The following is a 14,997-nucleotide window of genomic DNA, read 5'->3' on the forward strand; positions in this document are numbered from 1 at the left end:
CATTATGAAGACATTTATTAAACTTTATATTATTATCCAATCTATTATTTTACAGGGATGTAGTACGCAGCATGGAAAGTACAATGGAAAAAATTGGATAATGGGTGGATTTGAGCGGCCTTCAGGTGTTAACCCTGTTATTGCACCGGACAGTAGCACCAGATTCTACGATCCCCTTAGCCAAACTACCATCCGCTGGGAGGATAATGATACGTTTAATCCGGCGGCCGCTGTCATCAGAGATAGTGTTTATGTCATTTATCGCGCTGAAGATAAAACAGGAATAAAAATTGGGCATAGAACGTCCCGTCTTGGGCTTGCGGCGAGCGGGGATGGACTGCATTTTGAACGAAGCAAAACACCTATATTCTTTCCGGATAAAGATAGTCAACAAGCCAGCGAATGGCCAGGGGGAACTGAAGATCCACGTATTGCGCAGGCACAAGACGGAACCTTTGTCATGTTCTACACACAATGGAATCGCAAGGTTCCGCGATTAGGCGTGGCCACCTCCAGTGATCTAAGAAACTGGACAAAGCATGGACCTATTTTCAAAAAATCCGCCAAATTACCCAATCTTGTTGACATGGCACACAAATCCGCATCTATTCTCACAAAGTTGGTAGGAGATAGACTGATTATCACTCAGGTAAATGGTAAGTATTGGTTATATTGGGGCGAACACGGGGTATATGGAGCTACATCAGACAATCTGATCGACTGGGAGCCTGTAGTAGATAAAAATGGAAAGTTGCAAGCATTTATCACTCCACGCGAGGGCTATTTTGATAGCTCCCTCACCGAATGTGGACCACCCGCGATTTTGACAGCGAAAGGAATTCTACTGCTCTATAATGGCAAAAACCATGCAGACAAAGGAGATCCAAGATTCAATAAAAACACCTATTCGGCAGGGCAGGTGCTCTTTGATCGGAAAGATCCCACCAAAGTACTAGCTCGTCTGGATACACCATTTCTACGTCCAATGGAAGCTTTTGAAAAGAGTGGCCAGTATGTCGATGGAACGGTATTTATCGAGGGCTTAGTATATTTTAAACAGAAATGGTTTCTGTATTACGGTTGTGCTGATTCACGCGTCGGCGTAGCGGTTTTTGACCCGCAAAAACCAGCTGCGATAGATCCTTTACCTGAGTGATAAAATTATAGTTTTTACTAACTACTAAACATCTACAGACTCTAGTCCTTTATGTATAAAGAGGGCTATTTTTCGAAAAGGAATAAGATTTAAGTAGGGACTAGCAAATGCTTTTGTTCAAGCTATTAATTAAGGTATGAAAGGCACAGAAATAAAAAGGGGCAAATCAATGTACATTGATTTGCCCCTTTGGGTAAGTAATCGGGCTCGAACCGACGACCCCTAGAACCACAATCTAGTGCTCTAACCAACTGAGCTATACCTACCGTGATTTTGATGATACAAAAGTACGATTAAACCCCATTCCCTCCAAATAATTGAACAAAAAAAACAACGATTCAAGACAACTAAGTGAAAATTAGTTTATTAAATTTTAATAAAAAATGATTGCGTTAGCCCACAAGATTAAATATGCTTCTTTTACTTAAAATCAAGCTAGAAATTTGCCAAATATGCGAACAAAAAAGCACGAAAAAAGCGATTACTCTATTCGGGTAATCGCTTTTTTGATTAAGATTGTAGTGGGTATTAGATCATCTCAACACTTCTTTTTACGAAAGATGTCAAGTCCGCACCCGATAAAAGACCTCTTGACAAGAGTGCTAAATCAAAAGCTTGTTTCGCTAATTTTGAGCCTTCTTCCTCAGAAGCTGATAAAATCCGTTTGATCAAGGGGTGATTACCGTTAACAGTTACTTTGTAATTGTCCGGCAGTGAACCATAAAAGTTCATACCACCACCAGTTTTCGCCATATCTTTCATACGACGCATAAACTCATCGATGGTGACAGATACTGGCAAGTCAGCTTCACTGAGTGCATCTACCTCAACCTTCATATCTTGACGAGAGATCGCTTTTTCAAAAACCTCCAATGCTTTTTTGGATTCTTCTTCAGACAACGAAAGTTCTATTTTTTCATCTTTTTGAATAAGCTTGTCGATTACATCTGCGTCTACACGTTTAAGCTGTACTTTTTCGCCACCCTTTTGCTCCAAATAGGAAGTAAAATGCGTATCAAGCGGACCGTCAAGTACCAACACGTCGTAACCTTTGTTTAACGCTGTTTGGATAAAGCCATCTTGCTGAGCAGCATCGTGTGTATAGAGGTAAACGATATTACCGTCTTTATCGACTTGAATGTCTTTTACCTTTTCATAATATTCTTTGATCGTAAAACTCGCATTGCCGGTATTTTTCAAAAGGCAGAAATCACTCGCTTTTTCTGCAAACTTCTCATCACTTAACATACCGTACTTAATAAATAGGCCGATATCGTTCCATTTTTCTTCAAAACCTTTGCGGTCGGTTTTGAATATTTCATTTAATTTATCAGCAACTTTTTTGGTGATGTAGCTATTGATCTTTTTGACATTGCTATCAGCCTGCAAGAATGAGCGCGAGACATTCAATGGGATATCGGGCGAATCAATTACACCGTGCAGTAACATTAGGAATTCTGGTACAATATCTTTCACTTCGTCAGTGATGAATACTTGTCGCGAATAAAGCTTGATTTTGTTACGTTGTATTTCCAGCTCATTTTTCACCTTAGGGAAGTAAAGTATACCAGTCAAATTAAATGGATAGTCTACATTAAGGTGGATCCAAAACAAGGGCTCATCCATCGAATAAGGATATAGCTCGCGATAGAAAGCTAAATAATCCTCATCTTTTAATTCAGACGGAGACTTTGTCCAAGCTGGATTTGTGTTGTTAATAATATTATCAACTTCTAAAGATTTATATTTTGGTTTGCCTTCCTCGTCTTCACCATCTGCCTCAGAACTTGTCTTTGTACCGAAACGAATCGGAATAGGAAGGAACTTTGCATATTTGTCCAAGATATCCTGCAGACGCGCTTGGCTTAAAAACTCGGTGGACTCGTCATTGATGTGCAAAATGATATCTGTACCACGCGTTGTTCTAGTCCCTGTTGAAATTTCGTATGAGGTACTACCGTCACAGGTCCAATGCGCCGGCTCAGCTCCGTCTTGATAGGATAATGATTGAATTTCTACGGTATCTGCCACCATAAATGCAGAGTAGAATCCCAATCCAAAGCGACCGATAATCTCGTTTGCATCGTTCGCTTCTTTGAATTTTTCCATGAATTCCGTTGCTCCCGAAAACGCAATCTGATTAATATATTTTTTGATTTCTTCAGCTGTCATACCGATACCATTGTCTGAAATCGTAATGGTCTTGGCCGCTTCATCAAACTTGACGTCTACGATTAACTCACCTGTTTCGCCATTGTATTGCCCCAAAGAAGCCAAACGTTTAATCTTTTGGGAAGCATCAACTGCATTAGATACCAGTTCGCGTAAGAAAATCTCATTATCTGAGTATAAGAATTTTTTGATTACGGGAAATATGTTCTCCGTGTGGATTGAAATACTACCTTTTTCTGGATTCATAATTTTGTATGTTGCTATTTAATGTTATGATTTTGGTGATCCATGCACAATCAGTGTTCCAAATACTGATAGTAGGACAGGATGGCAGAAATTCATTCATTTTGTCATAAACGTTCAATCACACTATTAATCGTACTTTAAACCTACGTCAGAATAACGTAGGCAGAAAAAAAAATACCTGTTCCCTAAGGGAGCAAACAGATGTTTGAGCCATCGGATCAAAAATCGGGCGGACCTCAATTAAGGAGTAACTCAATTTAACTCCGGACTCTGCGGAAAATTGGCGACATGCGCATATTTAGGACCTAACCCAATAATAGCGTCCTTCCAGAGCAAATCTCCATTTCCTTCAAAAATAATGTGATGACGGTATTTATTTTGAACGGCCCAGCTATTCTCATTGATTTCCTTATCCAATTGACCGCTTGACCAACCTGAATAGCCGATGAAAAATTTAATTTCATCAGTTTTAATCTGATGTTGTTGAATGGCATTAATAAGCTTTTCCTCGTCACCACCAAAGTAGAGGTTTGGCGCAACTTCTTCACCACTTAATAAAAGATCGAATCGGCTATGTACAAAAAATAAGCTTTCCTGTGCCACTGGTCCACCAAGATAAATTGGAAAAGTACACGTCGGTATTGGTTCCAATAATTGACCAATTTGAACATTTGTCTTATTATTCAAGACAAAGCCCAAACTTCCTTCGCTGTTATGGTCACAGAGTAAAATAACGGACCTCAAGAACCGAGGATCCAACATAAACGGTTCTGAGATCAATAAACTTCCTTTTTGGGGGTCTAATTCATTAAACATAGGACGTAAAATTAAGTATATATAGAAATTATCCTTTTTTATTTAACGTATGCGAGATCTGTGCCAAAAAAACGTTTTTGGCAATTTCTACTAAGTTTATAGAGAAAAAGCAATGATTTTAGTAAGTTTGTAGGAATATAGAAATAGGTTTATATGTCCATTCAACATAAAGATATTGCAGCGATCAGACAAGATTACCTTTTAGGTAACCTATCGGAATCGGATGTGGATTATGATCCCGTCCTTCAGTTCAAGAAATGGTTTGATGAGGCCATTCATAGTGAGGTCATTGAACCCAATGCAATGGTGCTGTCTACTGTATCATCGCAACATTTACCCTCTTCAAGGATTGTGTTATTAAAAGATATTGCAGAAGACGGCTTGGTATTCTTCACAAATTACGAAAGCCGAAAAGGGGAAGACATGAAAGCCAATCCGCATGCGGCGCTCTTGTTTTTCTGGCCCGAACTACAACGCCAAATCCGCGTTGAGGGGGTTATTGAATTTGTCAATGAAACTAACTCGGATGAGTATTTTCAATCGCGTCCCAAAGCAAGTCGTATAGGAGCTTTGGCGTCGCCGCAGAGTCGGGAAATTCCAAATCGAGATTTTTTGGAAAGTAAAGTAGAAGAGCTTCAGAAGCAATATACTGACGATGTTCCTGTACCTCGTCCAGCACATTGGGGCGGTTATATCTTAAAACCCATTTATTTTGAATTTTGGCAGGGGCGTGCAAGCCGCCTTCACGACCGTATTGTTTATAAAAAAGTATCAGATTCTTGGAAAATCACGCGTTTAGCCCCATAATATGACATTTGAAGAAATTAAATCAAAACTAGTTTCCACATTGGGGGGGGCGATAATACTGAAAGAAGAGATCACTGGCTTACAACCAGCTTTGTTTATCGCCTCGAAAGATCTGCTTCCTGTATGTTCTTTTCTTCGAGATACGGAAGGACTTTATTTTGACTTTTTGAGCAATATAACGGCGGTGGATTATGAAGACCACTTTACCATTGTTTACCATCTTAATTCCCTGCCTTATCAACATACACTTGTTTTGAAAGTGGAACTGGAGGGAAACCGGTCTTTGGACGAACTACCAGAGATTGCATCAATAGCATCCGTTTGGCGTACAGCAGATTGGCATGAAAGAGAAGCATTTGATCTGATGGGAATATATTTTTCAGGTCATCCAGACCTGCGGCGGATCCTTTTGCCCGATGATTGGGAGGGGCACCCATTACGTAAAGATTATCAGGACCCTGAAAAATATCATGGTATTAACATTAATTGATCCCTATGGCGAATCCAAAATATAAAGAAGCATTAGAGCGCTATGAAAGACATTTAACCGAGATCTCGACGCAGGAAATGGTGTTGAATATGGGACCGCAACACCCATCAACACACGGAGTATTACGCTTGCAACTGATTACCGATGGCGAAATTGTGAAAGAGGTCGTTCCACATTTGGGGTATCTGCACCGATGTTTCGACAAACATGCTGAATCATTAAACTATGGTAAAACAATTCCTTTCACCGATCGCTTAGATTATCTGGCCTCCATGAATAATAGTCATGCGTTCGTCATGGGTGTAGAACGTATGTTGGGCTTGGATAATAAGATTCCCAAAAGGATAGAATATATTCGTGTATTGGTATGTGAACTGAATCGTATTGCATCACACCTTATTGCTATCGGTACATACGGCATTGATATCGGTGCAACAACTCCTTTTCTATGGTGTTTTAGAGATCGTGAGCATATCATGAACATGTTGGAATGGGTATCCGGTTCACGCATGTTATATAACTATATATGGGTAGGAGGCCTATTCTACGATTTGCCCGTTGGCTTCGAAGCACGTTGTTCCGAATTTATAAGTTATTTTAAACCAAAGCTAGTTGAACTTGATGAGATATTAACGCAGAATCAGATATTTATATCTCGAACAGCTAATATAGGCGTCTTACCGGCCGACGTTGCGATCAATTATGGTATCTCTGGCCCTATGCTACGTGCCTCAGGTATTAAATGGGATTTGAGACGGATTGATGGATATTCCGTCTATCCGGAAATAGAGTTTGAGATTCCAGTGGGACAAGGGGCGATGGGTAGTATCGGAGATTGCTGGGATCGCTATAAGGTCAGGGTAGATGAAGTACGTGAATCTGTACGTATCGTTGAACAATGCCTTGAAAGGTTGCAGAAAGATTTTAAGCGTACTACGGATTTTGATCCACGTGCTTTGGTGCCCAAAAAAGTAAATTTGAAAGCGCAAGATTACTATGTGCGTGCCGAGAATCCGAAAGGAGAACTTGGCTTTTATTTTGTAACTAAAGAAAAATCTGATATTCCCTTAAGGGTAAAATCAAGAGGACCAAGTTTCAACAATCTTTCTGTCATTTCCGAATTGGGAAAAGGGGTTTTAATTGCCGACCTTATCGCTATACTAGGGTCAATCGATATTGTTCTTGGCGAAGTTGACCGATAAATTGCAGTATTATGCATATTATCAAATAGTTTTAACAAAAACTGAGATATTGTATTGAAAATGTTGCACAAAAACGCATTAAAATTTGCATATATAAGCAATATTCACCATATTTGCAGTCTCATAATTTAAGTTTATAATTGGTTAATGAAAGCTCGTTACTCCCATAGTAACGGGCTTTTCTTTTTATCACTCAGCTGTTTTAGCGGGCAGATACTTTTATTGTTAAAAGCAGGCAACATCAACTTAGGTTCCTTCGAAATATCTTTTTTGTACGGATTTCGTCGAAATTCTTAGTAAAGAATTTGGCTTAAATTGTTACCTTTACTGGTCTTAAATAAAAGAAAGTGGCGGAGAGTTTAGTTATTATTCCAACATATAATGAAAAGGAAAATATTGAAAAAATCATTCGTAAAGTTTTTTCCTTATCACATGCATTTGATATTCTGATTGTTGATGACGGATCGCCTGATGGAACTGCAGATATCGTAAAGCGCTTACAATTAAATGAGTTTCAGGACCGTTTATTTATCGAGGAACGAAAAGGGAAACTAGGCTTGGGAACAGCTTATATCCATGGGTTTAAATGGGGGCTCGTAAGAGAACATTATCAGTACATCTTTGAAATGGATGCGGATTTCAGCCACAACCCTGAAGATTTGGTCCGATTGAGACAAGCCTGTGTGGATGGTGCCGATATGAGTATCGGCTCCCGCTATATCAAAGGTGTAAATGTTGTCAACTGGCCTATGAGCAGGGTATTGATGTCATATTTTGCATCAGTATATGTCCGTTTTATTACCGGAATTAAAGTTCAGGATGCTACAGCTGGTTTTGTCTGTTTTACGCGGGAGGTGCTGAAGACTATTCCCTTGGACAAGATTAAATTTGTTGGCTATGCTTTTCAAATTGAGATGAAATTTACGGCTATTCAATATGGGTTTAATGTTGTGGAGGTGCCTATCATATTTACTGATAGAACCGAGGGCACATCTAAAATGAGTACAAGTATCTTTAAGGAAGCTTTTTTTGGTGTGATCCAGCTTAAATTGGGAAGTATTGGAAAAAGTTATAAGAGAAATTAATATTATTGGTCGATGAACGAGAATTTAGATCCAAATCCCGAACGTTTGAGCAATACCGATCGCGATATCGAACGGGCATTGCGACCTCAGGCTTTTGAAGATTTTACGGGACAGGCAAAAATATTGGAGAATCTAAATATTTTTGTGAAAGCCGCGCGATTGCGCGGAGAAGCATTGGATCATGTATTGTTGCATGGGCCTCCGGGATTAGGTAAAACAACGCTATCCCACATCATCGCAAATGAAATGGGAGTAGGTATAAAAATTACCTCCGGCCCGGTCTTGGATAAGCCCGGAGACCTTGCTGGGCTGTTGACAAATCTGGAGGAAGGGGATGTGCTCTTTATTGATGAAATCCATCGTTTGAGTCCCTTAGTCGAAGAGTATCTCTATTCGGCAATGGAGGATTTCAAAATTGACATCATGCTGGAGACTGGTCCAAATGCCCGCTCTGTTCAGATTTCATTGAATCCTTTTACCTTAATTGGCGCAACAACCCGATCAGGCTTACTGACAGCTCCGCTACGCGCACGGTTTGGCATCAATTCACGCCTTCAATATTATGATGCAAAATTATTGACCACAATCGTACTCCGTTCTGCGCACATTCTGAATACGCCAATCTCAGACGAAGGAGCGTACGAAATTGCACGCAGAAGTAGGGGAACCCCACGGATTGCAAATGCTTTGTTGCGCCGAACACGAGACTTTGCCCAGATTAAAGGAAATGGAAGTATTGATCAGGAAATAGCGAAATATGCACTTCATGCGCTTAATGTTGATGAAAATGGTTTAGATGAAATGGACAATAAGATCTTGACCACAATTATTGATAAATTCAAAGGTGGTCCAGTTGGACTCAAAACTGTTGCCACTGCCGTAGGGGAAGATGAAGGTACAATAGAAGAAGTATACGAACCTTTTTTGATCCAGGAAGGTTATATCATGCGCACCTCTAGAGGGCGTGAATGTACCGAAGCTGCATATAAGCATCTCGGCCGCACACATCATCCAAAAGGAAATACATTATTTTAATTACTAAGCTTAAAAATATCCTTCCAATCAGCTACTTTGAAGGATTCGCTTCGTACGGCTCAGCAATGCCGGACTAGGTTTTATCTGCTGAAAATAACTGATCTGGGCAAAAAGCTCCTCTTTTATCCAAGTATGTTTCTTGCTCAGATTATTTAAAATATCCAAACAATTGACCAACACAGCTACCGGACATTGTTGTTCAATCAGCCATTGAAAAGCATATTCAATAAGCTCTTCTTCAGTCTTATCATCAAGATGATAGCTTTTATTTTTCTTTGATGTCAAGTACATCAAAATTTTGCTATAACTCCTAAGACAACTCCAGTTTTTTTGTTTTTTCAGATTCTCAAAAAATTGTGGCAACAATCCTTGAAGCAGGGCCGTGTCCTTTAATACAATTGTCTCAAACACCCAGGCAGCACGAAAAGACAGCGTTTTATCCTTCTCCAGCGAAATGTTGAGCAAATCTTGAAGGCTAATATCAGCAAGCATATCCAAAGAAAAATCCGTTACCTCAAACGATCTTAAGGTAACGGACAAAAATTCTATTTTTTCATGGTAGGTCATAAACCTGTTATTTTAACGGCTTCTCTCGATTCATTTCGGTCATATCGACTTCGTCCATTTTGGAATCTCCCAAAAGGTATTGACTAAAATAATCACCCATCTTCCAGAAGAAATATTCTGTCATATCGCCGAACCCATGTCTTTGTCCCGGCAAGAGCAAGAAGTCGAACCGTTTATTTGCTTTGATCAATGCATCGACCATCCGGATCGAATTTGCCGGATGCACGTTGTTGTCAATATCACCCGTTGCAATCAACAGCCGGCCTTTAAGATTCTTGGCTAATTCCGTGTTCTTGTTGATCTGATATGAAAACGTCGTATCACCTTTTGCTGAAACCTTTTCTGTTACACCATGGTGGCGTTCGCTCCACCAGCGGTTGTAGATCTGATTTTCATGGTTACCCGCTCCCGATACAGCAACTTTAAAGAAGTCGGGGTAAACAAGCATTGCCGCTGTCGACATAAATCCGCCTCCGGAGTGCCCCGTAATGCCTACACGATTGATATCAATAAACTTATAACGGTCTGCGAGTTGCTCTGCTGTCACCTTTTTATCTTCCAATCCATAATCCCGCAGATTGCCATAACCATAGGTATGGTACCATTGTGAGCGGGATGGATGACCGCCGCGATTTCCTACAGTAACCACGATAAAGCCAAATTGCGCTAATCGATCTATCCGGTCCATACTCCGTCCAAAAGATTTATTGACGGCTTCTGTCTGCGGTCCCGGATAGACATATTCTACAATAGGATAAGTTCTTGTACTGTCAAAATCAAAAGGTTTGTACATGACACCATAGAGATCTGTGGTACCGTCGCCAGCCTTCACTTTAAACGGCTCAGGGAATTTATAACCGGCAGCAAATAACAGCGATAAATCGGCCTTTTCAAGCGTCATGATCTTCTGTCCGTTGCTATTTAATAATACAGATTCGGGTGTTGTATTTACTCTTGAAGAATTGTTTACAAAATATTTGGACGATTCACTCATCTCAATCTGATGATCAAAATTTCCCGGATTCAGCAGTTTAATTCCATTTCCGTTTAGATTGACACTATAATGGTGAAGGTAATAGGGGTCCTCATTTTTCTCACGACCAGATGCTGTAAAAAACAAGGTCTGGGTTGTTGGATCTAACCCCGTAATTTCCTCACAGTGAAAGCTTCCCTTAGTAATTTGGTTTAAAAATTTACCATTGGTGTCATAGCGATAGTAATGACCCCATCCGTCTCTTTCGGACCAATGAACCAATTGTTTTCCATTTTCAAGCAATAGTGGCTTTTGAACATCCAGATATACATTGGAACGTTCCTGAATAATGGGATTTACTGTTCCGTTCACATTTACCTTTAAAAGATCTATTCTTTTTAAATCACGGCTAGAACGGGAAATATAGAATTCTTCGTTATTACCCAACCAGTAGTTAATGTAATAATCTTCTTTGTATGAATTTCTGTCTGGCGTTTTAGTCCAGTTGGAAATGGTCTGGTTTTTAAAAGCTGCGATATTTATCCTACGCGGAGCCTTTGTTGCTGTCTCAAAGATATAGAATTCAGTCTCGGTTGAATCAACCTCGCCCGGCATCTGGTATTTATAAGTCTCCAGGGTAGGCCGAGAGGAACCTACATTATTGATCACCCACAAAGGTCGCAACGATCTATTGTCTTTTCTTGTCAGTGTAAAATAGCGACCATCCGGTGACCAGCTTATCCATACGCGTTTGCGTTTCGTTTCATTGTCTTTATCCTTTTCGTCACCCGTGGTGGTACTATATTCATCGCCGCCCCAAGCATAGTATTGTACACCGTCTTTTGTAATCTGGTGTTCGACAATAGTGCTATCTTTCTCATTCTTGACCGCTTTGAGATAATTGGCTTTATCCATCCAATACAGATTAAAGTCTTTGGCAAAATACACCGTATTGGTATCCGGGGAGAAGCTTGCCCAGGACAGGGGAGCTTTTACTTTCGTAGAATCACTAATTTCGGATACTATCTTTGATGCAAAATCATATTCCAAATAGAAGAGTTTCTTTTTTGTAGTATCGGATTTATTTTTAAGTTTTTCGATCTCATCTTTGGACTTCACAGTATCTTTCGTGCTCTGAATCTGAAATCTGATTTTTTTTTCATCTTTCGTAAATCTTAAACCCTGTAATTCCAGATGTTGGGCATCAACAGGATTTTTGACAATTTTAGTAACTTGGGCAGCCAGATGCTCACTGTCAAAAAGAGCCTCTTTCTTTTTAAGTGCTGGGTTGACGATATACCAATTTTTCCCTTGTGGACTGGCATAATCATACCAAAAACGATCCGAAAAATTGATCCAGTTTGGCTTAATGGTCGTGGAGAAAATCATTTTTTTTAATTTCTCTGGCGAAAATTTGGCAGCCAACTGATAATTCGGTTTTACCGGAGGCTCTTGAATCTGTTGTGCAGCACCAAAGTAAGGCAATAGACTGGCTGCAAAGATAAAGTAGAACTTATGCATCAAATAAATATAGATAATTGTGTAATCTTGGTTTTGGTCGCTAAAATATCCATTATTACACAGTCAAAAGAATGATTCGTGTAATAATCCTATGATGGATAGAAGTTTTCATTAAAATTTACCAAAAAAAGTTCCTGCGTAGCCCGAGTAACACCAGTATATAGCCAGCGAAGAAATTCAAGATCCAACATTTCATCATTGATATATCCCTGATCAACAAAAACAATAGGCCATTGTCCCCCCTGTGCTTTGTGACAAGTGATTGCGAAAGCAAATTTAATCTGCAATGCATTGTAATAAGGATCTTTCTTGATAGCTTCAAGTCGATCCTTTTTATCTAGAATATCCGCGTAATCCATCCCGATCTCTTCGTATAGGTTTTTCTGGCTTTCATACGAAAGGTTAGGTCCTTCTGTATAGAGACTGTCTAAAATAACGCGACAGGTGATGGGTTCTATTTCATCAAAATCCATAAATTCCAGCGTAACATCAGCAAACCTGTAACCATGCTGTTCGTGGATATTACTCACTTTCCTGACTTTGGCCATATCGCCATTTGCAATAAAACCATCACCCATATTGTTTTCCTGTAGCCAGAAGTAGTTGTTCTTTACGACCATGATATAGTCGCCGCCGGTCAACTCCTCATCCCTAAAAAGGATTCTGTTGCGGATGTTCTGATTATATAGGTTTGCCGAACGGTTTGAACGGCATATGATCATGGTGTTCTCTACACCATATTTATCATAAGCATAATTTATACCTTCAATCAATCGTTCACCAGTCATACGATAAAGATCTTTAAATCCTTTTGTTATGAATTTAGGAAACGGGAAATCAAGCTGTCCTTCCTCAGCGGATATGATCTCATTACGTATTTTAGTTGCATTGTACAATATGCCCGAATCCTGGGACTGCCGAACCACGGTAGTCAGTTCGTAAGGATAGACACAAAGCTGAAATTCATGTTCGAGATAACCGGGGTTTAATGCCGGACTGTCCAATAGACCGACAGGCGGCAATTGGGCAGTATCTCCCACAAAAAGCAAGCTACAATTCTTGCCGGATTGCACATAACGAATCAGATCATCCAAAAGACTTTTTGAAAATACATTTACTGCTTCATTGGAGATCATTGAAGCTTCGTCAACAATAAAAAGAGTATCTTCATGTAAATTTTCTGCGAGTGTAAAGTCCAATTGAAAAGAAATGGCAGACTTTTTCCGGTAAATCTTCTTGTGAATGGTTAAAGCTTTTCGTCCCGAATAGTAACTCATCACTTTAGCGGCCCTGCCTGTCGGAGCCAGGAGTACGGCCCGTTTCTTCAATGTGGGCAGTACTTTGACCAATGCCGCAATTAATGTTGTTTTACCGGTACCGGCATAACCTTTGAGGACAAAACAGGACTGCCTGTCAAAAGCAAGCAGAAACTCTTCCAATAACTCGAATGCTTCCAGCTGCTGTGCGGTTGGTTGCCAGGGAAATTGTTGTATTAGCAGATTTTTGATGAACACGCCCAAAGTTATTTAAAAGGTTTGTCTTATCCTCTAGAAAAAGCTATTTTTGCCTTAACAAGTTTTTATTTTTACAATTCAGCGAATGAATTATATTTCAAAACAATTTAACATTCATTACTTACCTGAGTATAACCTTTTGGTAAAAGCTGGCTTCCAAAAAGATGTGTTAGCGGTAGTCGATAAGAAGTCAGTAGCACCGATATTGATCGAATATCCCTCAGAGGAGCCAATTTTAGATGCAACAAGAATAATGAGTCTGCCATTTCGATTCGTTCGAATAGTGATCCCACACCAGAGTTTTACATTTATACCTAAAGAGGTTTTTCAGAAGGATAATATTGCACAATACCTGCAATTTTTGGGCACTTCAGATCTTGAAAATACATTTATTTACTATTTAGATAACCTTGGTTTAGTAGCTTTATATCAATTCGATAAACTTCTTTTAAATCGTTGGCGCAGATTATTTCCTGACGCTGTGATCCTTCCTGAATTTGCTGTTGTATTAGATCGTGCTCAGGAGCGTATATCCATCAGAGGAACTGCGCTGGGATTACATTTTGTAGCTGACAACATGGTTGACTTTTATCTATTCAAAAATGGGGGTTTTCAGCTTTATAATAGTTTTGAAATTCATAATCTCGATGACATCAGCTATTACGTCTTGAATATATTGACACAGTTCAATCTGGGTGATTCCATCGATAAGATTCTCCTTTCCGGCGAAGTTCCCAATGATTCTTATTATAGACGGATTGCATCCTATGCGGGTAATATCGAAGTCTTGGAGTTAAAAACAAAAGTGGTCTTGGCTGATCAAGAGATCGAAGGCAGCTTAACACCTTACAACGTACTATTTGATTCAATATTATGCGAATAATAGGAGGTAGAATAGGTGGTTTAAGGCTGAACCCGCCGACCAATTTACCGGTTAGGCCAACCACAGATATTGCTAAGGAAGCATTGTTTAATATTTTGCAGAATCGTCTGGAATTTGATGGACTAAATTGCCTTGATCTTTTCGCGGGCACTGGAAATATTAGTTTTGAACTAGCCTCGCGTGAAGTGAAACAGGTTGATTCTATTGATTTGCATTTTAAATGTGTGCAATATATTACCGAGACTGCAAAAAAAATGAAACTTGAACAGATCAAAGCAAAGAAAGCAGATGTCTTTAAGTTTATTGGCAGCTGTAAAAATACCTATGATCTAATTTTCGCAGATCCACCTTACGATATTCCAAAACTACCCCAATTGCCAAAATTGATCTTCGAACACAATCTACTGAATGACAATGGGCTTCTTATTGTAGAACATCCTTCTACAAGACAGATGGAGGAACACCCGAATTTTATAGAAACCAGAAAATACGGTTATTCATCTTTTTCATTTTACACAAATCCTTTATAG

13 protein-coding genes and 1 tRNA gene are annotated in these 14,997 nt (G+C 39.5%); 8 read left to right on the top strand and 6 right to left on the bottom strand.

What is annotated here, in order from left to right; translation table 11 throughout:
- Positions 1 to 4 precede the first annotated feature (4 nt).
- Positions 5 to 1,156 carry a glycoside hydrolase family 130 protein gene (locus HMAT_RS06190; protein WP_104381891.1) on the top strand — a complete coding sequence of 384 codons (1,152 nt, stop codon included), beginning with the start codon at positions 5 to 7 and terminating at the stop codon, positions 1,154 to 1,156.
- A 192-nt stretch (positions 1,157 to 1,348) separates the two neighbouring features.
- Here the strand turns inward: HMAT_RS06190 and HMAT_RS06195 are convergent.
- From HMAT_RS06195 to HMAT_RS06205, 3 genes are all read right to left on the bottom strand, one after another.
- A tRNA-His gene (locus HMAT_RS06195) sits at positions 1,349 to 1,422 on the bottom strand.
- Between the two features lie 262 nt (positions 1,423 to 1,684).
- Positions 1,685 to 3,574, bottom strand: a complete 1,890-nt coding sequence (htpG, locus tag HMAT_RS06200; RefSeq protein ID WP_104381892.1) for a molecular chaperone HtpG — start codon at positions 3,572 to 3,574, stop codon at positions 1,685 to 1,687.
- Positions 3,575 to 3,826: 252 nt separating this feature from the next.
- Positions 3,827 to 4,390 (bottom strand): YqgE/AlgH family protein, encoded by a 564-nt coding sequence (locus tag HMAT_RS06205; RefSeq protein ID WP_104381893.1) that lies wholly within the window; start codon positions 4,388 to 4,390, stop codon positions 3,827 to 3,829.
- Between the two features lie 153 nt (positions 4,391 to 4,543).
- On the opposite strand from HMAT_RS06205, the gene pdxH reads away from it, so the two are divergent.
- The 5 genes from pdxH to ruvB all read left to right on the top strand — a co-directional run bounded on the left by pdxH (position 4,544) and on the right by ruvB (position 9,009).
- Positions 4,544 to 5,197, top strand: a complete 654-nt coding sequence (gene pdxH, locus HMAT_RS06210; RefSeq protein ID WP_104381894.1) for a pyridoxamine 5'-phosphate oxidase — start codon at positions 4,544 to 4,546, stop codon at positions 5,195 to 5,197.
- 1 nt (position 5,198) lies between these two features.
- Complete coding sequence (locus tag HMAT_RS06215; RefSeq protein ID WP_104381895.1) at positions 5,199 to 5,687, top strand: NADH-quinone oxidoreductase subunit C; 489 nt, start codon at positions 5,199 to 5,201, stop codon at positions 5,685 to 5,687.
- 5 nt (positions 5,688 to 5,692) lie between these two features.
- Complete coding sequence (locus HMAT_RS06220) at positions 5,693 to 6,889, top strand: NADH-quinone oxidoreductase subunit D (protein ID WP_104381896.1); 1,197 nt, start codon at positions 5,693 to 5,695, stop codon at positions 6,887 to 6,889.
- Positions 6,890 to 7,236: 347 nt separating this feature from the next.
- Positions 7,237 to 7,974, top strand: a complete 738-nt coding sequence (locus HMAT_RS06225; RefSeq protein WP_104381897.1) for a polyprenol monophosphomannose synthase — start codon at positions 7,237 to 7,239, stop codon at positions 7,972 to 7,974.
- Between the two features lie 12 nt (positions 7,975 to 7,986).
- Positions 7,987 to 9,009, top strand: coding sequence for a Holliday junction branch migration DNA helicase RuvB (gene ruvB, locus HMAT_RS06230; RefSeq protein WP_104381898.1), 1,023 nt, complete (start codon positions 7,987 to 7,989; stop codon positions 9,007 to 9,009).
- Between the two features lie 27 nt (positions 9,010 to 9,036).
- On the opposite strand, the gene HMAT_RS06235 is transcribed toward ruvB, so the two are convergent.
- From HMAT_RS06235 to HMAT_RS06245, 3 genes are all read right to left on the bottom strand, one after another.
- Positions 9,037 to 9,576, bottom strand: coding sequence for a hypothetical protein (locus HMAT_RS06235; protein ID WP_104381899.1), 540 nt, complete (start codon positions 9,574 to 9,576; stop codon positions 9,037 to 9,039).
- Positions 9,577 to 9,583: 7 nt separating this feature from the next.
- Entirely contained in the window at positions 9,584 to 12,070 is a 2,487-nt protein-coding gene (locus HMAT_RS06240; RefSeq protein WP_104381900.1) for a DPP IV N-terminal domain-containing protein, read from the bottom strand.
- An 89-nt stretch (positions 12,071 to 12,159) separates the two neighbouring features.
- The gene (locus HMAT_RS06245) at positions 12,160 to 13,584 is read right to left on the bottom strand and encodes an ATP-dependent RecD-like DNA helicase (protein WP_104383324.1); all 1,425 of its coding nucleotides are present in this window, start codon (positions 13,582 to 13,584) and stop codon (positions 12,160 to 12,162) included.
- Between the two features lie 85 nt (positions 13,585 to 13,669).
- Here HMAT_RS06245 and HMAT_RS06250 point away from each other — a divergent pair, with 85 nt between their 5' ends.
- On the top strand, positions 13,670 to 14,467 hold the full coding sequence (locus HMAT_RS06250) for a DUF3822 family protein (protein ID WP_104381901.1): 798 nt from the start codon (positions 13,670 to 13,672) through the stop codon (positions 14,465 to 14,467).
- Positions 14,458 to 14,997 (top strand): 16S rRNA (guanine(966)-N(2))-methyltransferase RsmD, encoded by a 540-nt coding sequence (gene rsmD / locus HMAT_RS06255; protein ID WP_104381902.1) that lies wholly within the window; start codon positions 14,458 to 14,460, stop codon positions 14,995 to 14,997. Before HMAT_RS06250 ends, rsmD begins: the two co-directional genes overlap by 10 nt.

Origin of the sequence: Sphingobacterium sp. HMA12, from assembly GCF_002933815.1 — a bacterium.
Lineage (GTDB): Bacteria > Bacteroidota > Bacteroidia > Sphingobacteriales > Sphingobacteriaceae > Sphingobacterium.